18 protein-coding genes and 2 tRNA genes are annotated in these 23,300 nt (G+C 34.6%); 8 read left to right on the top strand and 12 right to left on the bottom strand.

All coding sequences use genetic code 11. From position 1 onward, the window contains the following. Positions 1–23: 23 nt before the first annotated feature. Positions 24–1,175 (top strand): trans-sulfuration enzyme family protein, encoded by a 1,152-nt coding sequence (locus KCG49_RS00595; protein WP_218544238.1) that lies wholly within the window; start codon positions 24–26, stop codon positions 1,173–1,175. On the opposite strand, the gene KCG49_RS00590 is transcribed toward KCG49_RS00595, so the two are convergent. The 3 genes from KCG49_RS00590 to KCG49_RS00580 form a co-directional block, all read right to left on the bottom strand. Further along, positions 1,156–1,845, bottom strand: a complete 690-nt coding sequence (locus KCG49_RS00590) for a DUF2490 domain-containing protein (RefSeq protein WP_218544237.1) — start codon at positions 1,843–1,845, stop codon at positions 1,156–1,158. The genes KCG49_RS00595 and KCG49_RS00590 overlap by 20 nt on opposite strands. Before the next feature lie 61 nt (positions 1,846–1,906). Further along, positions 1,907–3,544: a phosphoenolpyruvate carboxykinase (ATP) gene (gene pckA, locus KCG49_RS00585; RefSeq protein ID WP_218544236.1), complete on the bottom strand. Its 1,638-nt coding sequence runs from the start codon at positions 3,542–3,544 to the stop codon at positions 1,907–1,909. Between the two features lie 11 nt (positions 3,545–3,555). After that, positions 3,556–5,394, bottom strand: coding sequence for an SLC13 family permease (locus KCG49_RS00580; RefSeq protein ID WP_218544235.1), 1,839 nt, complete (start codon positions 5,392–5,394; stop codon positions 3,556–3,558). A gap of 217 nt (positions 5,395–5,611) precedes the next feature. Here KCG49_RS00580 and bshB1 point away from each other — a divergent pair, with 217 nt between their 5' ends. Beyond that, positions 5,612–6,334 carry a bacillithiol biosynthesis deacetylase BshB1 gene (gene bshB1, locus KCG49_RS00575; protein ID WP_218544234.1) on the top strand — a complete coding sequence of 241 codons (723 nt, stop codon included), beginning with the start codon at positions 5,612–5,614 and terminating at the stop codon, positions 6,332–6,334. A gap of 43 nt (positions 6,335–6,377) precedes the next feature. On the opposite strand, the gene KCG49_RS00570 is transcribed toward bshB1, so the two are convergent. The 5 genes from KCG49_RS00570 to KCG49_RS00550 form a co-directional block, all read right to left on the bottom strand. Further along, positions 6,378–6,453 (bottom strand) — tRNA-His (locus tag KCG49_RS00570). Positions 6,454–6,580: 127 nt separating this feature from the next. Beyond that, on the bottom strand, positions 6,581–8,158 hold the full coding sequence (locus KCG49_RS00565) for a M28 family metallopeptidase (RefSeq protein WP_218544233.1): 1,578 nt from the start codon (positions 8,156–8,158) through the stop codon (positions 6,581–6,583). Positions 8,159–8,282: 124 nt separating this feature from the next. Then, the gene (locus tag KCG49_RS00560) at positions 8,283–9,320 is read right to left on the bottom strand and encodes a M28 family metallopeptidase (RefSeq protein ID WP_218544232.1); all 1,038 of its coding nucleotides are present in this window, start codon (positions 9,318–9,320) and stop codon (positions 8,283–8,285) included. A gap of 67 nt (positions 9,321–9,387) precedes the next feature. Further along, positions 9,388–9,723: an FUSC family protein gene (locus KCG49_RS00555; RefSeq protein WP_218544231.1), complete on the bottom strand. Its 336-nt coding sequence runs from the start codon at positions 9,721–9,723 to the stop codon at positions 9,388–9,390. Positions 9,724–9,727: 4 nt separating this feature from the next. Then, positions 9,728–10,507 (bottom strand): DUF3108 domain-containing protein, encoded by a 780-nt coding sequence (locus KCG49_RS00550; protein ID WP_218544230.1) that lies wholly within the window; start codon positions 10,505–10,507, stop codon positions 9,728–9,730. A 172-nt stretch (positions 10,508–10,679) separates the two neighbouring features. On the opposite strand from KCG49_RS00550, the gene KCG49_RS00545 reads away from it, so the two are divergent. From KCG49_RS00545 to KCG49_RS00520, 6 genes are all read left to right on the top strand, one after another. Further along, a tRNA-Ser gene (locus tag KCG49_RS00545) sits at positions 10,680–10,764 on the top strand. Between the two features lie 232 nt (positions 10,765–10,996). Then, positions 10,997–12,175, top strand: a complete 1,179-nt coding sequence (locus KCG49_RS00540) for an acyl-CoA dehydrogenase family protein (RefSeq protein WP_218544229.1) — start codon at positions 10,997–10,999, stop codon at positions 12,173–12,175. 73 nt (positions 12,176–12,248) lie between these two features. Continuing rightward, positions 12,249–13,295, top strand: coding sequence for a GNAT family N-acetyltransferase (locus KCG49_RS00535; protein WP_218544228.1), 1,047 nt, complete (start codon positions 12,249–12,251; stop codon positions 13,293–13,295). Between the two features lie 169 nt (positions 13,296–13,464). Further along, the gene (locus KCG49_RS00530) at positions 13,465–14,094 is read left to right on the top strand and encodes an NAD(P)H-dependent oxidoreductase (protein WP_218544227.1); all 630 of its coding nucleotides are present in this window, start codon (positions 13,465–13,467) and stop codon (positions 14,092–14,094) included. A gap of 73 nt (positions 14,095–14,167) precedes the next feature. Next, positions 14,168–15,361, top strand: a complete 1,194-nt coding sequence (locus KCG49_RS00525) for a DegT/DnrJ/EryC1/StrS family aminotransferase (protein ID WP_218544226.1) — start codon at positions 14,168–14,170, stop codon at positions 15,359–15,361. Between the two features lie 95 nt (positions 15,362–15,456). Next, positions 15,457–17,010, top strand: a complete 1,554-nt coding sequence (locus KCG49_RS00520; protein ID WP_256259806.1) for a glycoside hydrolase family 16 protein — start codon at positions 15,457–15,459, stop codon at positions 17,008–17,010. Between the two features lie 7 nt (positions 17,011–17,017). Here KCG49_RS00520 and ribB read toward each other — a convergent pair whose 3' ends face one another. Genes ribB through KCG49_RS00500 form a run of 4 tightly spaced genes read right to left on the bottom strand, consistent with a single transcriptional unit; the run spans position 17,018 to position 23,281 of the window. Continuing rightward, positions 17,018–18,166 (bottom strand): 3,4-dihydroxy-2-butanone-4-phosphate synthase, encoded by a 1,149-nt coding sequence (gene ribB, locus KCG49_RS00515; RefSeq protein WP_218544225.1) that lies wholly within the window; start codon positions 18,164–18,166, stop codon positions 17,018–17,020. A 30-nt stretch (positions 18,167–18,196) separates the two neighbouring features. Beyond that, positions 18,197–20,179 carry an LptF/LptG family permease gene (locus KCG49_RS00510; protein WP_218544224.1) on the bottom strand — a complete coding sequence of 661 codons (1,983 nt, stop codon included), beginning with the start codon at positions 20,177–20,179 and terminating at the stop codon, positions 18,197–18,199. A 20-nt stretch (positions 20,180–20,199) separates the two neighbouring features. Then, entirely contained in the window at positions 20,200–20,841 is a 642-nt protein-coding gene (gene lolA1, locus KCG49_RS00505; RefSeq protein ID WP_218544223.1) for an outer membrane lipoprotein periplasmic chaperone LolA1, read from the bottom strand. A 25-nt stretch (positions 20,842–20,866) separates the two neighbouring features. Beyond that, on the bottom strand, positions 20,867–23,281 hold the full coding sequence (locus KCG49_RS00500; protein WP_218544222.1) for an FtsK/SpoIIIE family DNA translocase: 2,415 nt from the start codon (positions 23,279–23,281) through the stop codon (positions 20,867–20,869). Between the last annotated feature and the right edge of the window lie 19 nt (positions 23,282–23,300).

The following is a 23,300-nucleotide window of genomic DNA, read 5'->3' as shown; positions in this document are numbered from 1 at the left end:
TTTAGAAATCAAAATTATTAAAAATGCCAAAACCACATTTAGGACTCAATACCACATGCGCACATGTTGGTGAAATAAAGGACAAACAATTTAAAGGTGCTGTATCTCCAATATACTTGAGCTCATCGTATGAATTTTTAGATGTTGATGTAAAACGCTATCCACGTTATTTTAACACGCCAAATCAAGAATATTTGTCCAAAAAGATTGCCGCTTTAGAACATACTGAAGCTGCTATGATTTTTGGTTCTGGCATGGCTGCGATTAGCCATATGTTTTTTGCCTTTTTACAAAAGGGAGATCATTTGGTGGTACAAAATACATTGTATGGGGGAACAGTTAATTTTATAAAGGAAGAGTTTCCTAAATACGGAATAGAGTACACCTTTACTAATGGCCATACGTTAAAAGATTTTGAAGCAGTAATTCAGAAGAATACACGTTTAATTCATATTGAATCTCCTTCAAATCCTCTGTTGACGATTACGGACATCAAAGCCATTGCTAAATTGGGCAAATCCAAGAATATTTTAACTTCAATTGACAATACATTTGCATCACCAGTCAATCAAAATCCTATAGATTTAGGTATTGATATGGTTATGCATTCTGCCACTAAATATTTTGGAGGTCACAGTGATATTTGTGCAGGGGCAATCGCAAGCTCTAAAGAACATATTGAACGTATATGGAATGTTAGTAAAAATCTAGGAGGAAGCCTCAGCGATATGACGGTATGGATGTTAGAGCGCAGTATGAAAACTCTAGGCCTTCGAGTAAAAGCACAGACTAAAAACGCCATGAAACTCGCTAAATGGCTCAATAAGCATCCTAAGATTTCAAGAGTTTATTATCCGGGATTAAAATCACATCCTGAGTATAAGCTGGCAAAATCTCAGATGAAGGGTTTTGGTGCCATGCTGTCTTTTGAATTGATAGATGATTTGGATTCACAACAATTTCAAAATGAATTAAAACTAATTAAGTCTTCTATGAGTTTAGCTGGGATTGAGAGCACTGTGCTCTCGCCACATTTAACATCTCATGCATTGTTAAGCCCAGAAGAACGCAATAAGGTTGGTATAAGCAATCAGTTAATTCGTTTTTCGGTTGGAATAGAAGAGGTTAAAGATTTAAAGCGCGATATTAACCAAGCTATAGCTGCGCTAAAGTAGTTTTTGGTTTTCTGGAATCCGTTTGAAAACTGATACCAACCTGTATTCTGTTAAGATTGTTTTTTCTAATATGTTGCTTTAAATAACCTATTTGAATTTGTGAATTCTTCAAGACATTAACCCCTATACCTGAATAGAATCTATTTTCATGAAAAACCTGATCTTGAAAGTTTATAAAAGGTTCATCAGATAGTACTAAAAAAAGGGTTTTATTGAGATTGTACTTAAGACTTAGTTTGTACCTAAATCGGTTCTGAAGCTCGTTTCTATCCCTAAACTCCAAAAAACGCTGTTCCAAACGTCCACGATGAACAAATCGAATAGTATTAATACGATGTTTATAGACATACTGTTCAAATATTCTATGCTCTAAAACATGGGGTATATTATCAAATTCAAAAACGGTGTCAATGTCTAAGTAGGCATAGCCTAAACCTAAATTAGATTTTGAATCTAAATGATAATTGCCTCTCAATGATACAAATGCTAAATTATAGTTTGAAGATGCTTCATAAAATCGCAATTCTCCATAAGGTGTTATACTTAGCTTTTCACTTAAACGATGATGACTTCCGTAAGTATACCAAGAACCTAAGAAATCTTCAGAGGGGTTTTGGGACCACAATGTTTGAAGAGTGAGAAGAAAGAATAAGATTGAAAACCTTTTCACTTTAAAAAATATTTAAATTAAAAAAGAGCCCATTTCTGGGCTCTTTTCAGTCATGGAACTATTAAACATGGTCACCTAAATGATGATGCTCATCAATTAAAGGACCGCCTTCTATAATTTGATCAGAGGCTTCACTTGCAAATTTTTCAAAATTCAAGTGGAACGAATGCGCTAATTGAATAGCCTTACTGATATAGCCTCCTTTTTGCAACCAAGTATTCATTGGGTCTAACATTTCTGTTGGAACATTAGGAATATATTTTGGCATGTTTAATCCAAATATTGGATGTTGTTCATAATCCACATTATCTAAGTCGCCGTTAAGAATGGCCGTAATCATTGCTCTGGTATATTTTAATTTTATACGAGAGCCAACACCGTAAGGACCGCCACTCCAGCCCGTGTTTAGTAACCAAATATTAACACCAGCTTCTTGCATTTTTTTACTTAACATTTCTGCATAAACCGTTGGATGCAATGGCATAAATGGTTCGCCAAAACATGCGGAGAATGAAGGCACAGGCTCGGTAATACCGGCTTCAGTACCAGCAACTTTGGCTGTATATCCTGAAATAAAGTGATAAGCTGCCTGACCAGGAGTTAACTTAGATACTGGAGGCAACACACCAAAAGCATCACAGGTTAAGAAGAAAATATTCTTAGGATTGTCTGCATAAGACGGTTGTTGAATGTTATCAATGTGATAAATAGGATAGCTGACACGTGTGTTTTGAGTAATACCGCTATCCATATAGTCTACTTCTCCATTATCTTTGAAGATTACGTTTTCTAAGATAGCGCCTGGCTTAATTGCTCGGTAGATGTCTGGTTCTTTTTCTTCAGTCAGGTCAATAACTTTTGCGTAACAACCACCTTCAAAATTGAAGATTCTGTTTTCTGCTGTCCAGCCGTGCTCATCATCACCTATCAATTTTCGATCAGGATCGGCAGATAATGTCGTTTTACCAGTACCAGATAGACCAAAGAAAATAGCTGTATCACCATCTTCACCAACGTTTGCAGAACAGTGCATTGGTAAAACGTTTTTGTCAACAGGCAAAATCATATTTAAAGCAGAGAAAATACCTTTTTTCATCTCACCTGTATAGGCAGAACCACCAACAAGTGCTATTTTTTTAGTGAAATTTAATATTGAGAAATTACCTTGTCTCAAGCCGCAACTTTCAGGATCTTTTGCTACGTATCCTGGTGCACAAAGCACTAGCCATTCTTCTTTAAAATTTTCTAATTCTGATGCCTCTGGCCTCAAGAACATATTATAAATAAACATGTTGGACCATGGATATTCGGTAATGGTTCTAACATTCATTTTATAAGCAGGATCAGCACATACGTACCCATCTCGTACATAAATTTCTTTTCCGCTTAAGTAGTTTTCTATTTCAGATTGTAAGAAATCAAAATTTTCGGGAGAAATACCTTTATTTGTTTTTCCCCACCAAACACGATCTTTTGTGTAATCGTCTTTTACCAAGAAGCGGTCTTGAGGAGAACGCCCTGTAAATTTACCTGTATTTATGGCTAAAGTGCCGTTAACAGTTTCTTTTCCCATTCCTTTTTCTACGGTAATGGCTTGTAATTCTTCTGGAGATAAGTTCCAATGTGCATTGGTATCTTTCAATCCGTACTTTGTGAGGTCTCTAGTTTTCATAATCGATTCTTTTAATAATGTTTCCATGAGTTAAAAATTTAAAATGGCCAAATCAATGGCACTACTAACAATGTTGTTATTAAGAAGAGCAGAAGCAATGGTGCACCAACTCTGACATAATCAATAAATTTGTAACCACCAGCTGTCATCACCATAGCATTTGTGGTTGTGCCAACAGGTGTTAAAAAAGCCGTTGAAGCACTTATGGCTACGGCAATCATAAAAGGTGCTGCAGATAGGCTTAATGTATTTGCAGCAATAATTACTATTGGTGCCATTAGAACTGCTGTGGCTGAATTGTTAATCACCTGACTAAATGTTGTAGTCAAAAGAAAAACACCTCCTAGGAGTACAATAGGATGCAAGCTTCCTAATGAATTTACAAGGCCATTTGCTATGAGTTCTGCAGTCCCTGTTTTTTGAAGCGCTATTCCCATAGGTATCATTGCTGCAATCATTACTACACTGATCCAGCTAATTCCTTTGTAAGCTTTAGTTATTGGTACACAGCCAGTTATTAAAATAACACCAGCAGCTATTAATGCGGCAATAGCACCCGGAACAATTTTAAAAACCAATAAAGCAATCATTAATACTAAAGCTATAAGAGCAATGTAAGATTTATAAGTAAGGTTGGTTACAGTTTTTGCCATACCTTCCGGGCTTCCGCAAATCACTAAATTTTCGTGATGTTCCTTAAGCTGTTCTATGTCTTTCCAAATACCTCTAATAAGGAAAGCATCACCTGCTTTTACTTTTATTTCTCTTTCCGTAAAAGGTTTGTTATTACGAGATGCTGCCATTAATTGCACACCAAAACGTTTAAAGAAGTTTCCAAGTCTAATTTTTCTTCCTACTAATACCGATTTTGGGGTCACTAAGACTTCTGCCATGCCTACCTCTTGATTAACAAGATTATTTCTCAATTCGTCTGCAATAGGTTCTAATGGTAAAAGACCTAACCTAAATTTAATCATTAAGGCATTGATAGCTTTTGTATCTCCCTTAACTGTAATTATGTCGTGATAAAGGAACTCTGTGGAATTGGTTGGAAACTCTATGTATGGTTCGTTTCCCTTTAAACGATTGGGATGTCTTCTTTTAATTCTTAGAATTGATACATTATGATTGGTTTCAAAATTCCAATCTCTAATTTTGGTGTTCAATAATGGTGAGACTGAACGTACTCTAAGCCTATAATAATCACCATCAACTTTATAAGCTTCGATCCATTTATGGAATGTAGTACTTATATCAACCGGTTTATTGTTGGTTTTGTTTTTTGGTAATAATCGGTATCCGATACATCTAAAATAGAGTAGTGCCATTAGTAAAAGCGGTAGGCCTATCAATGCAAATTCAAAAAATGAAAATCCTTCTAAGCCACTCTCTAACATGGTATTGTTTACAATAATGTTTGGTGGCGTGCCAGTTAACGTTAATAACCCTCCTGTGTTAGACCCAAAAGCTACTGGCATTAAAAGTTTAGATGGTAAAGTTCCTATGCTCCAAGCAGAAGATATGGTCACAGGCATTAACGTGGCAACAGTACCGGTATTGCTAACAACACCAGATAATAACCCTGAACCTAATGTAGTAATAAGTAATAGCTTTGTGGTACTTTTACCTGCCATTTTAATAAACTTCTGTCCGGCTAAAGCTGTCCAACCTGTTTGGGATAATCCTTCTCCTATAATAAACAAAGCGGCAATCATAATAACTGTCGGGTTACTAAAGCCGCTTAATGTTTCTGGTAAATCCAGTATACCAAATATGTAAAGACTCAGCATAGATAAGAGAGCAATAATATCTGGTGTAAACTTGCCCCAAATAAAAAGGACTATGGTAATGATTAAGATGGCCAGCATTAAGCTCATAATATGCTTTATAATTATAGTGTAAAGTTACTGTCAATACAAGGCAATTATTATGACGAATGTCATGCTTTATAGGAATTGCGAATTATTCAATTATTATGATTTGTTTTCTATGAAATAAGAAAATAATTTAAACGAAACCGTTTGCGAAATAAAAAGAAATCTATAAACTGCCTTCTTTTTAATATTTTTGGCATCACAGAAAAGTAATAGTTTTATGAAATTAGACATTTTGGCTATTGGAGCACACCCAGATGATGTAGAATTAGGATGCGGGGCAACCATTGCAAAGGAAGTTGCCAATGGCAAAAAAGTTGGTATTATAGATTTAACACGTGGTGAATTAGGAACGCGTGGTACAGCAGAGACACGTGATGAAGAAGCATTTAATGCCGCCAAAATTTTAGGAGTGCACTCTAGAGTGAATATGCGATTCGCAGATGGGTTTTTTAAAAACGACAAAGCGCATCAAATAGAATTGATTAAGATGATTCGTTATTATAAACCAGAAATTGTGATTTGTAATGCAATAGAAGACAGACATATAGACCACGGTAAAGGTAGCCAATTGGTTAGTGATGCTTGTTTTTTGAGTGGATTGCGGAAAATAGAAACTGTACATCAAGATGAAACTACAATCCAGAAAGCCTGGAGGCCAAGGGCTGTCTATCACTATATACAGTGGAAAGATTTAGAGCCAGAAATTGTCGTTGATGTTTCTGGATTTATGGATAAGAAAATGGCATCTGTTTTAGCTTATAAAACCCAGTTTTTTGATCCTAATAGTGATGAACCCGAGACACCTATTTCGAGTAAGAACTTTACAGATAGTATAGCATACAGAGCTCGTAATTTAGGAAGATTAGTTGGAGTTGAGCATGGTGAGGGCTTTACTGTTGAACGTTATCCTGCTGTAGATTCTTTGTTTGATTTAAAGTAGAAAAACAAAAAAGCCTTTCATTTCTGAAAGGCTTACTAATTTTGGGTGGAAGACCGGGTTCGAACCGGCGACTTTCGGTACCACAAACCGACGCTCTAACCAGCTGAGCTACAACCACCATTTTAATTAGGACTGCAAATGTAAATTATTTCCAATTTTCTGCAAAACCTTTTTTAAACTAATTTTAAATAAAAAGCCTTTCAAAAAACGGATTGAAAGGCTTTTGATCTTTTGTGTTTTTTGCGCTTATTCAGTAACCTTATCAACTATAATTCTATCATCTCTATTAGCTACTTCCCAAGCAGTATGGAATACCAAGCGTGTTCTGTTCTCTAACAAATCATATTCGATCTTGTCAGCTGTATCAGTTGGTTTATGGTAATCATCGTGTGTGCCATTAAAATAGAAGATTACAGGAATATTATTCTTTGCAAAGTTATAATGGTCAGATCTGTAATAAAAACGATTTGGGTCGTTATCATCATTATAGGTGTAATCTAATTCTACATTGCAATACTTGGCGTTCACTTCTTCGGAAATATTGTGTAATTCTGTACTTAACTTATCACTTCCTATAAGATATATATAATTTCTATCTCCTTCTTTTCGCTTTGGATCCGTACGGCCAATCATGTCAATGTTGAGGTTGGCAACTGTATTTTCTAATGGAAAAATTGGGTCGTTATCGGTGTAGTGTCTAGAGCCTAAAAGGCCTTTTTCTTCACCTGTAACATGCAAAAATAAAATAGAGCGTTTTGGGCCTGAACCAGCTTTTTCCGCCATTTTAAAGGCTTCGGCAATTTCTAAAATAGCTACCGTGCCCGAACCGTCATCATCAGCACCGTTATATATGTCTTCATCTTTAATTCCTTCGTGGTCTAAATGTGCAGAAATGACCACGATTTCATCTGGTTTCTCTGAACCTTTAATGTAAGCGACAACATTTTCAGATGAAATAGTTTCAGACTTATTTTCAATATTTAAATCCATTTTTGTTGAAATCGTTTTTGAGGTATGGTCTTCGTTTATTGAAGCGTGTAATGCCTTTGCTAAGCTCTCGTTTACTAAAAGCATCATAATGTCTTCATCATTATTTTTTAAAGATAAACGACCAAAAGCACCAGCAGCTGCTTGTCTTTGGTAATAAGGTGCATATCTCAAAAACAGGACACTGTCCATATATATTAACCCTTTTGCACCGTTATCTTTTGCTGCATCTCTTTTACTGGATAATGACTGACGACCACCAGACCATTTTGTGTCTTCTGCGCTGCCTGAGGTAATATAATTACCAGTATCATCTTTTGGTTCACCAGCTTTTGCCAATACTATTTTTCCTTTAACATCTATGTTTTTATAATCGGAATAGTTGTCCGCATCAATACCGTAGCCAACATAAACAATTTCATCTATAGAAATAGTAATATTGCTAGGTGTTCTTAATACGATATGGTCTTTAAAACTATCAAAGTTTTTTCCGTTTACTGAGATTTTTGCTTCAGAGACACTTTGCTTTTCTAATGGTACTTCTTGAAAATAATCATCGCCTTTGAGAGGTGATTCAATTCCCATAGCTTTATATTGTTCTTTTAAATATTCTACGGCCAATTTCTGACCTTTTTCGCCAGTTTCTCTTCCTTCAAATTCATCTGAAGCATATTTATATAGCATGGTTTTTAACTCGTCTGTTGTAATAGAAGCTGCAAACTCAGATGGATCTGCTAACTTTTTGCTATTTATTTGTACGGAAGATGTATTGTTTTTTGATGATGTACCACAGCCTAAAAATATACCTAAGGCAAACAGGATTAATAACTTTTTCATTTTAATATAATTAGAATATTTACTGTTTAAAGAAAGTTATGGCTTACTTTAAATTATGCATTAAAATTACGAAAATCGTGTAGGCTAGTGATAAGGGGCAAATCTCTTTTAACAGACTTTAACATTAGATGACTTCTACGGTTAAACGATTTGGGGAATTCGCTAAATACCAAGCCGTTGCAAAGATAAGTTTTGTGCGCTTGGCTAAAAGCTGATAATTGATTTTATCTGCTGTGTCTGTAGGTTTGGTATAATCTTCGTGTTCGCCATTAAAGAAAAAGACAACCGGAACTCCCTTTAGTGCAAAATTATAATGATCTGACCTATAATAATAACGGTTTGTATCCCTTTCGTCATTGAATTTATAATCTAAATCTAGATTTACAAATTCTGAATTAGCCTCTTGTATAATAAAATCGAGCTCAGTACTTATGCGATCAGCTCCAATAACATAGATATAATTTTCATTGTTTTTTTCTTTGTTTCTTTCATCCACACGACCAATCATATCTATATTTAATGTGGCAACTGTGTTTTCAATTGAAAAAATAGGATTATTAGTGTAATAACGAGATCCATGAAGTCCAACCTCTTCAGCTGTAACATGTAAAAAAACAACGCTCCGCTTTGGTCTGTGACCGTTTTCTACTGCTTTTTTAAATGCTTCGGCCATTTCCAATACTGCGGCTGTACCTGATCCATTATCGTCAGCACCAGGATAAATTTCGCCGTCAATAATACCTTCGTGATCGGAATGTGCGGAGATGTAAACATATTCGTCTGGAAACTCAGAGCCTTCTATGTATGCTATGACGTTTTGAGATTCGTTAAGCTCGTCTGGCAACGCATCTTTTGGAACTTTTTGGTAGTAATCCGGATGCGTCTCTGGAGCCTTAATACTCTGGGATTTGTAATAATTCCTTATGTAGTCACAAACTTGGTTATGACCTTCCTCACCAGTCATTCTACCCTTATATTTATCTGAAGACACTTCTTCAATATGAATCTTTAACTCTTCGGGATCAATAGTGTTTAAATATTGATTAACCACAGTTTCATCATCATAAGAAATACTGTTCTTAAGATTATCTATTTTTTCGCTATGTCTAAGTGTAGAACAAGACCCAATTAAAATAAGTGCAGAGGCGACTAAAACTTTCATCTAACTGATTGATTTGCGCAAAAATAGATAAATAGGTAATATTTTTTCTTACAATCCGAATGAAATTTTATAAATTCTCATCAATCTCTAAATCATCAAGAATTTCTTTTGAGTCTTTTAGGTTTTCCTCTTCACGTTGTTCTAACTGTTCGGTATCACCAATTTCGGAGGTATTAAATACTGCTTTGTAAATGGTTAAGCCTAACGCAATGATAACCAAGAGGTAAATATATTGTATGGTTTTGGTTTTGGTTTTTTCCTTTTTTGAAATGAAAAGTATTGCCAACCCACTTAAAAAAGCAACAATTATAGGTGCTATTGCTAAATTTGAAAGTGGAGTTACTGCTAAGATCTCCGCCAAGATAGCTGTGATAAAACCTAAAATGATAAATAGCTTTTTCATTTGATTAATTTTTTAGTCCTGTAGCTGAAACTATTTTTAATTCACCATTACCTACTGGAATTTTAAACTTGGCATATACAGGAATTTTATTAGCATCAGCGGTTAGCCATAATAGATTAGAATTACTACCTTTTAAAATATCGCTACCTTTTATGGATATTGCCAATTTGTAACATTCTTTAGAACCTATTTTGGTCGATATGGTTTCTTTGCCAATATACTTTACCGAAATTGTCTTTTCTATGTTATCAAAGAGAACTGTAAAATTTTGTTGATCTCCAGGGGTTGCTTTGTGGATATCCAAGTTTCTAATATAGTATAATGTGCTTACAATGTCTTTTGTAGAAGCATTGATCTTTACGGTTTTGTTTTCATCCCAAGTTTCACCTTCACTATTTTTTTTACGCTTTAAGCTTTTTACCAATTGCGATTTGTGATTGTATTTATATTGCATAAACTTATAGTAACCGCCTTCGCTAATATCTCTCTTGTACAAATAGGGAGTCAGCGTTTTTGGGTTAACATAGCTCTCGTACAAATCCCTAATTTTAAAGAAATTATCCCATTTCTTATAAGTAGTGGCCGTACACTTTAAACGCATCAGTGTACTTTTTGATGTTTTAACTTCACTGGTTTCCATTTTTACCTGAGCAATATCTGTCAATAAACCAGACATATTGTAAGAAGCAGTATAAACTAATTTTTCGCCAAATGCTATGGTCTTATTTTGGGTGATACCGTTAAGACTCAAAAGTACCATTACTAAAAAAATATAGTATTTCATAAAGATTGATTTACGATAACAAAGTTAAGTTAGCATATATTGTGCCGAAAAATACAATGCTAATTTAAATGATGCTAATTTTGAGTTTTAAATCTCTAAATTGAATTTATCAAAAAACTAGAAAAAAACCTTTGCCTACTTCAAAAAGGATTTTATATTTGCACCCTCATTAGGAGAAATGGCAGAGTGGTCGAATGCACTGGTCTTGAAAACCAGCGAGGGTCACACCTCCGGGGGTTCGAATCCCTCTTTCTCCGCAAAGAAACCAAGTGTTATGCACTTGGTTTTTTTATTTCATCAATTTTTTTAGCATTTAAACAATTAATTATCAAGTGTTCTACTTTTAAATAATACCTTCGACGTATAAAGCCCTGAATTTTATTGACACCTATGTAAAGTAATTTTCCCTAAGAATTAAAATTCAGCTATATAATTAAATTATGTAAAATTTTGATGATACACCTTAATCATCCATCTAAAAATATAATTATGCACGAATCAGCTACAGACATTATGACAATTTTACCTTCTGATGCCGCTAAAGAGGTTTATGAAACTGCAGTATCGCATCGCGACGAAACAGAAGATTTAAGACGATTAGCGCCAAAACTAGTAGACCACATTAAGGAAACGGGACTGTTTAGATTGGGATTACCAAGATTTCTTGGGGGTTGGGAAGATAATCCAGTAGAACTATTAAAATCATATGAGGTATTAAGTAGTAGTGAAGCTGCAGTTGGTTGGAGTGTTTGGAATAACCATTTGGCTTGTACTTTTGGACGCTATCTTGATGAGGATAGCATGAGAGAGATTTACAACGATCCGTCACATGTATATGCTAACTCTGCACGTCCAGAAGGTGTTGCAGAAATAGTTCCGGGAGGTTATAACGTTTCTGGAAGATGGACTTTAGTGTCTGGATGCCAAATATCAGATTGGTTTGTTCTACGTTGTTTGGTAACAGGTAAAGGTTTGCCATCTACTTTAGGGCCAGGAGCAAATTTAAAGTTGTTTTTTATTCCTAGAGAAGCCATCGAAATTATTGATACATGGCATGTTGGTGGATTAAGAGGTACGGGTAGCCATGATGTGAAAGTAGATAATCATTTTGTTAAAGAAGCTTATGCCGTAGATTTTGATAGTCCAGTAGCGATTGATAATCCCTACAGTCGTCTACCAATAGGTTGTTTAAATGCTGCGGGCAATGCTGCTATTGCTCTGGGGATATTTAAAGCAGCAATGGATGATCTTATAAGAATATGCTTTGAAAAAATCACACCAGGTAAAAACCCGGATTTAAGAGATAGAGATAGAATTCAAAGTGTTGTTGCAAAAAGCAAAACATTACTGAGTTCTATGAGATGTCAATTACACAATTCAGTTTCTGTTTTATGGGATGAGTCCGTAAATGGAAATACATATACAGACAAACAACTCGCCGATGTATGGTCTGCATCCATACAGGCAGCAACGACTGCGAGATCTATGGTCACAGAAATTTATGCAGCAGCGGGTACGGTTTCATTATATACTGAAAATAAAATTGAAAGAGCACACAGAGATGTTCATGCTGTTTTGCAACATGGCATTGTACAGCCCCATTGGATGAATCAAGCTGGTATGGCTTACCTAGGTATTAAGCCCAAGGGAGCAATGTTTAGAATATAGTTTTATTTTATTCTGAATATTTAAACTTAGGAAAAATCTTTTTCAATTTCAAAATAATATAATTAGCTATAAAATGATTGAAGCAATAAAAGATAAGGAAGCTTGGAGGAAGCAAATTGCTTTAGTGGCCAATTCAGATTTTTATTATAGTTACGACTATCATTGTCTCTCCAAAAATGAAGAGGAGCAGCCTGTACTTTTAAAGTATAGTGATGGTCAAACATCTATATTGATTCCGTTGCTCATTAGAAATATTGACAACACAAACTATAAGGATGCAACTTCTGTATATGGATATGCAGGGCCATTGGTACAGCAGACTAATGGGGATATTGATGTAGACAACTTTCAAAAAGAGCTTAATGCCTTTTTTTATAAGCATAATATAGTTTCTGTATTTTCTAGATTACATCCTTACATTGAGCATCAAGAGATGATCCTAAATGGATTAGGTAAAGTTAATACTTTAGGAAAGGTTGTTAATATTGATTTAACCGACACCATTGAAAACCAAAGGGCAAAGTTTAATAGACGATTAAAAACATATTTGAATAAATCGCGAAGATCTTGTACCGTAATAGAAGGAAATTTAGACGAGCATCTCAATGATTTTATTCGCCTATATCATAAAAATATGAAACGCGTTGATGCAGATGATAATTATTTTTTCAGTGATGACTATTACCGTAAGATTTTATTAAGTAATGAATATAAGTCTGAATTGTCCCTGTGTATTTATAATGAAACACAAGAAATCATAGGAGCTTCTATGTTTATGAAAAAAGATAATATTGTTCAGTACCACTTATCAGGATTGAGCGAAGATCATTTTGAGCTCAACCCCATTAAACTGATTATTGATGAAATGCGTATTAAATCTACTAATGAGGGTTACAAATACTTCAATCTAGGTGGAGGTTTAGGAAGTAGGGAAGATTCTCTTTTTAAGTTTAAAAGCGGTTTTTCAAAAGACTTCAAAGAGTTTAAGACTTGGAAGTACATTGTCAATGAAGAGCCATACCGAACAATAACAAATAATGTGCTTGGTGAAGATTCAGAAATAAGTAATATTGATTTTTTTCCAGCGTACAGATCAAAAAAGAGCGTTGTTAAAGTCTAATAGATCTCATCTAGAAACACAGTAAACATTTTCATTTTTAAATTCTAATATATGTCTTTAGCGACATTTGTGATTGCCTCGCTATTATACAATTCTTTGTATGTGAAGCATTAAAATAATTTGTACTAAAATTAAAATGCTTATTCCTTATTTTTGTAAAAAATAAACAATGACTATAATAGATCATTTAAAATGGCGCTATGCCACCAAAAAATTTGATACTTCGAGAGTATTGTCAGATGAGCAATTGTTGATTTTAAAAGAAGCGTTTAATCTTACGGCATTATCCTATGGCTTACAAACACTAAAGTTGGTTGTAGTAGAAGACAAAGCAGTTAGGGAAAAGTTAATTCCCGTTTCTTATGGACAACGACAGGTTGCAGATGCATCTCATCTATTAATACTCTGTATTCAGAATAGAATTGATGAAAAAGATGTTGACCAGCATTTTGATAAGGTAAAAACACTGAGAAATACACCTGATAGTATTTTAGAGCCGTTTAAATCTCAAATGAAATCTACTATTGAAAATATGCCTGAAGATAAAAAAACAGTTTGGGCAACAAAACAGGCGTATATTGCTTTGGGTAATTTAATGACGGTTTGTGCGGTAGAAGGTATAGACTGCTGCCCAATGGAAGGGTTTATACCTAAGGAAATGGACAGGGTCTTAGAATTAGGTCAGCATGGCTTAAGCTCAGTATTGTTGCTTCCCGTGGGATTTAGGGCTACTGATGATATGTTTGCCGATTTTAAAAAGGTGAGAAAGTCATTGTCGGAAACTATAATTGAATTGTAGATTTTTATAACTATACCTAAGCTAAGCATTATATTTGTTAGCTTATTTTTAATATTTAATTTCAATATATTTTATGCCAGGATTTGAATTATTTGGTGAATTAGAGCGCAAAGAGGTTAATGACGTTTTGGATAATGGAGTACTAATGCGTTATGGTTTTGATGGCATGCGAAAAGGCCATTGGAAGGCTAAAGAACTAGAAACAGAATTAACAAAGACCCTTGATTCTAAATATGTGCAATTGGTTTCTAGTGGAACTGCTGCAGTTTCTGTAGCTTTAGCATCAGCAGGTGTAGGTGCGGGCGATGAGGTCATTATGCCAACATTTACTTTTGTAGCGAGTTTTGAAGCTATAATGATGCTAGGTGCCATACCTATTTTAGTTGATATTGATGATACCTTAACCTTAGATCCAAAAGCTGTTGAAGCTGCTATTACTTCCAAAACTAAAGCAGTTATGGTTGTACAAATGTGTGGTAGTATGGCTAATATGGATGCACTTCGTTCTGTTTGCGATATAAATAATTTAATTTTTGTTGAAGATGCTTGCCAAGCTATCGGCGGAACGTACAAAGGACAACCTTTAGGAAGTATAGCGGATATTGGCTGTTTTTCGTTCGATTTTGTAAAAACCATTACTTGTGGGGAAGGTGGAGCGGTAGTCACTAATAATAAAACATATTATATAAATGCAGACCACTACAGCGATCATGGGCATGACCATTTAGGCAATGATAGAGGTGCCGAAACCCATCCGTTTTTAGGTTATAACTTTAGAATTTCAGAATTAAATGCTGCTGTTGGTTTAGCTCAGGTTAAACGATTGCCTGAGTTTATAAACATTCAAAAGAAAAATTATACAATCCTAAGAGAAGCATTAGTACAAATACCCGAAGTTACATTTAGAACTGTACCAGATGGTGGTGAAGAAAGCTATGCATTCTTAAATTTCTTTTTGCCAGATTTAGAAACAGCTCTAAAAGTTTCAGCTGCATTTAAAGAAAACGGTGTGGATGTCTGCTGGAATTATTATGAGAACAACTGGCACTACATTCGTAAGTGGGAGCATTTAAAAGATGCTAAATCTCTATATCCATTATCCGAAGCGATGACATCAGAATTATCAAAGCTTTCAAAAAGAGATTTTTCTCAATCCGATTATTGGATCGGTAGAAATATTTCATGCTTAATAAAACTGTCTTGGACTGAGGAAGAAGTGAAAAATAGAGCAGAGAAGATGGTAAAAATCATTAGAGAAGTTCTATAGTTTTCACTAGCTAATTTTCGCTTGTACTGCTCGTGTATAGGTGCGTTTTTCTGTTTCCGATTTTAATATTCATAATTTTAGAACAAATTAAAATTATGAATTTAAACTACACCGTTGTACTTTCTCTATTATCATTTTCTTTATTGTATGCACAACAAATGCCAATTGATTTCTCGGAAAGCTCAGATAACTTCGCAACCTTTGGTAATAGTGGTTTTTCATTTAATACCAATCCAGAGGATGGTAGTGATGATGTAGGTCAGTTTTTCAACGATGGCTCTGATATATGGCAAGGATTTTATATTAATTTATTTTCCCCTATAGATTTAGATGAAACGCAAATTATTACCCTATCCTTTTATCAGTTCGATCCTAATTCACATACTATAACCGTAAAATTAGAAAACGGAATTAATCCAGATGTTGAGGTTGTACAAAGTAATTCTGGTTTAGGGTGGACGAATGGTATCGTCTTTGACTTTTCTAATGCTACGCTAAGCGGAACAACAACTTCTATAAATGCAACAGAAACTTACTCAAGATTAACCATTTTTATTGATGGTGGTGCGGATACTAATGGTACTTACTTAATTGATGATATTAGTGATGGTTCTGTGCCTATAGACCTTAATGAACTGGATATTGTTTATAATGATTTGGTATGGGCGGATGAATTTGATGGAAATGGAGCTGTAGATTTTAATAAGTGGTTTCATCAAACACAATTGCCTGCTGGCGGAAACTGGTTTAATGGAGAAGAACAACACTATACCAATCGCATAGAAAACACGTTTGTGGATAGTGGGCTTTTAAATATAGTAGCTATAAAAGAATTGTTTACAGACCAAGGTGAAACAAAACAATATACCTCAGCACGACTTAATTCTAAATTTGCATTTACTTACGGCAGAGTAGATGTTAGGGCAAAATTGCCAGCTGGTGACGGAACTTGGCCAGCTATATGGACTTTAGGGAAAAACGTAAATGAAGCTGGCGCATATTGGCAAACTCAGGGTTTTGGTACTACGTCTTGGCCTGCTTGTGGTGAGATTGATATCATGGAGCATGGATTGGGAGCGACAAATCATGTAAGCAGTGCTCTACATACCCCTTCTAGTTTTGGCAATACAGTGAATACACAATCTTATGTTTTAAATGATGTTGCTAATGAGTTTCATGTTTATTCCATGAACTGGTCACCCAACCAAATTACGTTTATGATAGATGGAGTAGGGTATTACACCTATAATCCTTCAGTAAAAAATGCAGATACTTGGCCTTTTGATGAAGATCAATACTTGCTTTTAAATATTGCTATGGGTGGGGTTTCTGGGGTAATTGATCCAAATTTCACTCAGAGTTCTATGGTAATTGACTATGTAAGGATATATCAGAATACAGGCTTAAGTGTTGGCGACGTGTTTGAAAATAAGTTTAGCGTTTATCCAAATCCTGCTTCAAGCGTTATTAACATAGTTTCTGAAGAAAGTTTTGAACGTGTAGAATTGTATAGTGCAATGGGTCAGTTAATACTATCAAAAGATAATAATACCACAAAATTAAACGTAGAAGGTCTAAATTCTGGTGTCTACATTCTTAAAATGTTTTCTAAAGGTAAATCTGCAACCAAGAATATATTAATAGATTAGTACAGATTTAATAATTAACATACTCAACAATCTCTAAGCCATAACCAATCATACCAACACGTTTGGTTTGCAAAGCATTGGACATTAATTTAAGTTTACTTATTTTAAGGTCGTGCAGAATTTGGGCTCCAATACCAAAATCTTTAGAATCCATAAGGATTCTTGGAGCTTTTATCAATTGACCTTCAACTTGAAGATCTTTAAGAGCAGAAAGTCTCGATAACAAATTCATGGATTCTGCTTGTTGATTAATAAAAATAATAGCACCTCTTTCTTCTGTGTTTATAGCATTAAACATATAGTCTAATTTTTGGTCGGCGTTGTTAGTCAGCGTTCCAAGAATATCATTATTTACTAAGCTAGAATTAACACGAGTAAGCACAGGTTCGTTAGATTTCCAGTTACCTTTAGTTAGTGCAATATGTACCTGATTATTGGTGGTTTGTAGATATGCTCTAAGTCTAAACTTGCCAAACCTTGTTTCAATATCAAAATCTTCTTTCTTTTCAATCAGTGAATCGTACTCCATGCGATAGGCCACTAAATCTTCAATAGAAACAATTTTTAAGTCAAACTTTTTTGCTACCTCCATAAGTTGAGGTAAACGTGCCATCGAACCATCTTCGTTCATAATCTCTACGATAACTCCAGCAGGCTCAAACCCTGCTAACCGTGCAAAATCTATAGCCGCTTCTGTATGTCCTGTACGCCTAAGAACTCCACCTTCTTTTGCCACTAATGGAAAGATATGACCTGGTCTAGCCAGTTCAAAAGGTTTGGTGTCGTTACCAACTAAAGCTTTCACCGTTTTTGCTCTATCACTTGCAGAAATACCAGTACTTACCCCATTGCCCCTTAAATCTACAGAAACCGTAAAGGCCGTCTCCATAGGATCTGTATTGTTTCTAACCATCATGTTCAGTTCTAGAGCTTCACAGCGGTGTTCGGTAAGCGGAGCACAAATTAACCCTCGACCATGTTTTGCCATAAAATTGATCATCTCTGGTGTTACTTTTTCGGCAGCAGCTAAAAAATCACCTTCGTTTTCACGATTTTCATCATCTACAACAATAATGACTTTGCCTTTGCGAATGTCTTCAATGGCTTCTTCTATAGTGTTTAAACTTATGTTTTTATTCACGGTTTTAATGGACATCTACACTGATTTTATAAAGCAAAGATACGCTTAATTTATATTTTGAAGGCAACTTCGGTAGAAGTCCTGCCCAATCCTATTTCTGAGAATAATGAATTTTAAAGGATAGAAAGGAAGCGTTAAAATTAAGATTAACGGATTGGTAGCCCTATTTTTTTGTTCTATGGTTTTATAGAATTTTGAATAGACTACTGCATCAACGACAGTATATATTACAAAGAAGATAAAAGCTATAATACTCAAACTAAGTGATGCTTCTGCAATTTCGGGCAATTTGTTGTTTTTAAAGACAAAGTGAAGAATCAGTAGGATTCCACCAATGCTATAGCTAACTAGACTTGTTTTGGAATAATCTTTATAATCTTTAAATAATCTTTTGGCTTTAATGAGTTTGTCCGGAATATTTAAACCTTCCGTTTTTAATGATTCAAGTGGAATGTTTCTATTTAAAAGATTGTGGAGTGCAATTTCTTTCGGTTTTTTGTTTAAGTCAAATTCTCCTTGTTCTTTAATGATCTTAACCAACTCTTGTACAGAATATTTTTTGTAATAGTTATAAGATTTGGTATCGCTTTCAGAAAGCTGAATCTTGTTCTTAGGTGTAAATAAACGTTTTAATGGTACCGAAATAGCATCAAACTGAAATACTCCTTTGTCATTTGTAGCTCTAGTCGTTAAATAAATACTAAGTGGTAGCATCACTGCAGTTGACAGCCACGAGCCAATGATTGGACTAAAGCTTCCTTTTTCAGCACTATTTTCAGCAAAAATCCCAAAGAAATGATAAGTGAGGAATAGAACAATAGCAATTACCATTGGTAAGCCAACTCCACCTTTTCTAATTAGAGCACCAAGTGGAGCACCGACAAAAAATAGAATAACACAAGCAAACGCAAGTACAAATTTTTTGTGTAATGCAATAACGTGTTTGTTGATATGTACCTGCTTATTTTGAAAATTCTTCCTGTTGGAATCTAAGATTTGCTTTGTACTATTCGCAGAATTCATTGCCAGTTTAACAGTCTGAAGCTTTCTCTTGGTGTTAAAGAGATCTAAGACTTCGCCTGTATACAAGGTGTCTTTTTGTTGAGGCTTTATATTGAGATCTAAAGCAGCATAAGTTGTACGGTTAAGTAGTGTGGTTGATAGGTTTTTATAATCCTCCTTTCGGCGTTTTTTTAAACTGTCTAAGGTGTAATTGAGCTGATCAATATTCAACATTGTATGCTTGCCCTTGTAGTTTTTCTCGTCTAAATCTTCAGAATTTAAAATTTCGAGATCTACATTTATGGTATAACTATCAAAATAGCTTTTTACATGTGGTTTATTAACATTTTTACGCGCATCTTTATCAATCACTTCCTCGTAATAATTTCCATTAATGAGCTCTAATTGAAGGACATTAGAATCAGGACTGCTTTTTAGTTCCCCTTTTTCAGAAACGATGACTTTATAATTTCCTGCTCTGGCGGTATTTTTATCGTGTATAATAACACCATCTAAAAACTGACCTCTATCTCCAGTTTTTTTATCTACTTTAATGTTAATGTCACCAATTTCATTAAACTGACCTTCTGCAATGGCAAGGGCAGGCTTTACTTTTGCAATATTTCGTCTTAAATTGTGGAAATTAAATTCTCCCCAAGGAATAACATTATTTGCAAAAAAGAAACAGCTTACGCCAAGTATTACTATAAAAACGCTAAGGCTTCGCATAGCACGCTGAAGTGAAATACCTGTAGATTTCATGGCAGCAAACTCATAGTTTTCTGCAAAGTTACCAAACACCATGATTGAGGATAAAAGAACCGTCAATGGTACTACCAAAGGAATAAGTTTTGGCATGTAGTACATAATGAATTTTACAGTAACAATAATATCTAAATCTTTACCAGCAAGTTCAGCTATATAAAGCCATATACCTTGTAGGGCAAAGATGAACATGAATATAATAAAGACGCTAAAAAACGTCCTTAAGAATGTGATAAGTATGTACCTATCTAATATTTTCACGTATTTGGATTTAAAAAACCTTAATCGATTCTATTGATAAAGTAATCGCTGTATTTACTTTCGTCAAATGTAAATAAGGTTTTTGAGATAGGCTCATCTGTTTTAAAAGAATTAACGGTTAATGTGGTTTTTGTACCATTTTTACCAACTTCAATAAGATTATATATGTGCTTAGTTGTGGCATCAATGCCTAACAGTACATGCTTTATTTCAGAATTGGTATCGATAGGACTCAACTTTACATATTGAATCTTTCTTCCTTTTACATTCTGTATAATATCCATTTTGTAGATATAACCATCTTCATAAAATGATAACATTTTACTTGGCGTAATAGTACCTTCATCTTCGGTATTGTCTGAAGAAATTGTTACTTCTTCATCTTCTGGACTAATGGTATAAAGTGTTTTGCCATCATAAATACGCGTGACACCTAGAATATTGAGTTTGTATTTTTCGCCCTCAATAACGACATCTCCTCGTGTTTCTTGGTTTATATTTTCACTAACGTTATTTAGTTCGTATTTAAAATCTAAGCTAATATTTTTATAAGCTTTTATTTTAGTGCTCACTTCATTTAATAAGGCTTCTGCTTTGGTATCGTTTTGTGCAAAACCTGTAAATCCGAGTGTTAAAAATGCTATTGCAATTAATTTTTTCATCTCTATTTTGGTATAAACTTATTTATTATATTTCATTTTCTAACAATTGGTCTAAAGCTGCCAAATCTGGTACTAAAACCTGTCTTGCTTTACTGCCCTCAAAATTACCGACAATTCCTGCAGCTTCTAACTGATCTATAATTCTACCAGCTCTGTTGTAACCTAGCTTTAGTTTTCGTTGTAACAAAGATGCAGAACCTTGTTGCGCGGTAACAATAATTTCTGCAGCTTCTCTAAACAACTTATCTCTATCGGAAATATCTATATCAAGATTTGTGCCACCTTCTTCACCAACATATTCTGGTAATAAGTGTGCATCTGGATAGGCTTTTTGAGAGCCAATAAATTCGGTTATTTTTTCAACCTCAGGTGTATCAACAAATGCACATTGAATTCTAATTAAATCATTACCTTGAGTGTAGAGCATATCACCACGACCAATCAATTGATCTGCACCAGAACCATCTAAAATGGTACGAGAATCGATTTTACTGGTCACTCTAAACGCAATACGGGCAGGGAAATTGGCTTTTATAATACCTGTAATGACGTTAACGGAAGGTCGTTGTGTCGCAATAATTAAGTGAATGCCAATGGCACGCGCTAATTGAGCTAATCTAGCAATAGGTGTTTCTACTTCCTTACCTGCTGTCATTATTAAATCGGCAAACTCATCGACAACCAAAACAATGTATGGTAAAAATTGATGGCCATCATTTGGATTTAATTTTCGGGCTTTAAATTTTTTGTTGTATTCGGCAATGTTTCTGCAAAATGCGTTTTTAAGCATTTCGTAACGGTTATCCATTTCTATACAGAGAGAATTTAAGGTGTTGATAACCTTAGTGTTGTCTGTGATAATAGCATCTTCACTATCTGGAAGTTTAGCCAAATAATGACGTTCAATTTTATTAAAGAGTGTAAGTTCAACCTTTTTTGGATCGACCAATACAAATTTAACTTCAGCAGGATGCTTTTTATAGAGTAATGAAGTCAGTACAGCATTTAGACCTACAGATTTACCTTGTCCGGTTGCACCTGCCATAAGCATGTGTGGCATTTTCGCCAAATCAACCACAAAGGTTTCGTTGCTAATGGTTTTACCAAAAGCAATTGGTAATTGCATTTTGGATTGTTGAAACTTCTGTGATGCTATTACGGAACGCATCGATACAATGGTCGAATTTTTATTGGGTACTTCTATACCAATCGTACCTTTTCCTGGAATTGGCGCAATGATTCTTATACCGAGAGCAGCAAGGGATAATGCAATGTCATCTTCAAGATTTTTAATTTTTGAGATTCTAATGCCTGCTTCTGGTACAATCTCGTAAAGTGTTACCGTTGGCCCTATGGTAGCTTTAATGCTATTGATACCTATTTTATAATTAAGAAGCGTTTCTACAATTCGGTTTTTGTTTTCTTCAAGTTCTTCCTGGTCTATTGAGATTCCTTCGTTATCATATTTTTTCAATAAGTCCAAAGGAGGAAATTGATAATTACTCAACTCTAAGGTAGGATCGAACTGTCCAAAGTCCTCAACCAATTTATCAGCAAGATTATCAGTTTCAGATTTTTCTTCCTTAGCTTCTTCAACTTCAATTTTTAACTCTGGTTCTTCAATTGTTTCCTCTTCGGATTTTTCAGCAACCTCCATTTTTAGATGTTCAGCTTTTGGTTGCGGTTTAGAATGATTGCTGATGGTGGGTTCGGTTTTATCCAAAGGAACTTCAAAGGCAGATTTTATGGCTTCAGCTTCTTCAGAATGGCTATTATCTACAATGGCATCTGTATTGTTAGAGCTGTCTTTAGATTGTAAATCCGTTTTAAGATCGTGTTTGGCACTTTTGAATAAATTGGCAAATGTATCTCCCGTAACTTTAAAGCGAATAGCTAAGTAGGAGATAAGACCAAACAGTAATAATAAAGCAGTACCAATTTTGCCTATATAATCTTGAAAGAAATGGTTCATCTCAAAACCAATAGTACCACCAAGAATGTCATATTTGTGTGAAAAGAAACCAAAAAAGATGGAAAGCCAAATAATAATTAATGTTCCCCAGATCCAATGTTTTCTAAGCTTGGCCTTTTTTAAATTTAAGGTCACATAAATACCGGAAAGAAAAATAAGACCAGAAAATATAAAAGAAGGAATTCCGAATCCTTTAGTAATAAAAAATTCACTAACCTTAGCGCCTAGTTGACTGGCCCAGTTTTTATATTCGGTGGATCGCTCTGGAAATGTACTTAGTATACTTTGGTCCTCTTTTCCTGTAAATATGAAAGATAAGAACGAAATAAACAGTAAGACACCAAGAATAATCAGCAAACTACCAAAAATAAGTTTTTGCTGATTCGATAATTTAAACGAAGGCCTTTTTAGTTTAGCTTTAGGTTTTGCCTTGATTGTACTTTTCTTTTTAGTTGTTCTTTTTGCCATATGTATTTCTCATAAAAAT

This window comes from Winogradskyella luteola (genome assembly GCF_019203985.1).
GTDB lineage: Bacteria > Bacteroidota > Bacteroidia > Flavobacteriales > Flavobacteriaceae > Winogradskyella > Winogradskyella luteola.
The sequence above is the reverse complement of the archived record's forward strand: the minus strand, read 5'-3'. Positions and strand labels throughout refer to the sequence as shown.

Excerpts from the sequence above, each read along its gene's own strand:
- KCG49_RS00595 (WP_218544238.1), top strand. The coding sequence starts at position 24 with ATGCCAAAACCACATTTAGGACTCAATACCACATGCGCACATGTTGGT.
- pckA (WP_218544236.1), bottom strand. The coding sequence starts at position 3,544 with ATGGAAACATTATTAAAAGAATCGATTATGAAAACTAGAGACCTCACA.
- KCG49_RS00580 (WP_218544235.1), bottom strand. The coding sequence starts at position 5,394 with ATGAGCTTAATGCTGGCCATCTTAATCATTACCATAGTCCTTTTTATT.
- bshB1 (WP_218544234.1), top strand. The coding sequence starts at position 5,612 with ATGAAATTAGACATTTTGGCTATTGGAGCACACCCAGATGATGTAGAA.
- KCG49_RS00565 (WP_218544233.1), bottom strand. The coding sequence starts at position 8,158 with ATGAAAAAGTTATTAATCCTGTTTGCCTTAGGTATATTTTTAGGCTGT.
- KCG49_RS00560 (WP_218544232.1), bottom strand. The coding sequence starts at position 9,320 with ATGAAAGTTTTAGTCGCCTCTGCACTTATTTTAATTGGGTCTTGTTCT.
- KCG49_RS00555 (WP_218544231.1), bottom strand. The coding sequence starts at position 9,723 with ATGAAAAAGCTATTTATCATTTTAGGTTTTATCACAGCTATCTTGGCG.
- KCG49_RS00550 (WP_218544230.1), bottom strand. The coding sequence starts at position 10,507 with ATGAAATACTATATTTTTTTAGTAATGGTACTTTTGAGTCTTAACGGT.
- KCG49_RS00540 (WP_218544229.1), top strand. The coding sequence starts at position 10,997 with ATGCACGAATCAGCTACAGACATTATGACAATTTTACCTTCTGATGCC.
- KCG49_RS00535 (WP_218544228.1), top strand. The coding sequence starts at position 12,249 with ATGATTGAAGCAATAAAAGATAAGGAAGCTTGGAGGAAGCAAATTGCT.
- KCG49_RS00530 (WP_218544227.1), top strand. The coding sequence starts at position 13,465 with ATGACTATAATAGATCATTTAAAATGGCGCTATGCCACCAAAAAATTT.
- KCG49_RS00525 (WP_218544226.1), top strand. The coding sequence starts at position 14,168 with ATGCCAGGATTTGAATTATTTGGTGAATTAGAGCGCAAAGAGGTTAAT.
- KCG49_RS00520 (WP_256259806.1), top strand. The coding sequence starts at position 15,457 with ATGAATTTAAACTACACCGTTGTACTTTCTCTATTATCATTTTCTTTA.
- ribB (WP_218544225.1), bottom strand. The coding sequence starts at position 18,166 with ATGTCCATTAAAACCGTGAATAAAAACATAAGTTTAAACACTATAGAA.
- lolA1 (WP_218544223.1), bottom strand. The coding sequence starts at position 20,841 with ATGAAAAAATTAATTGCAATAGCATTTTTAACACTCGGATTTACAGGT.
- KCG49_RS00500 (WP_218544222.1), bottom strand. The coding sequence starts at position 23,281 with ATGGCAAAAAGAACAACTAAAAAGAAAAGTACAATCAAGGCAAAACCT.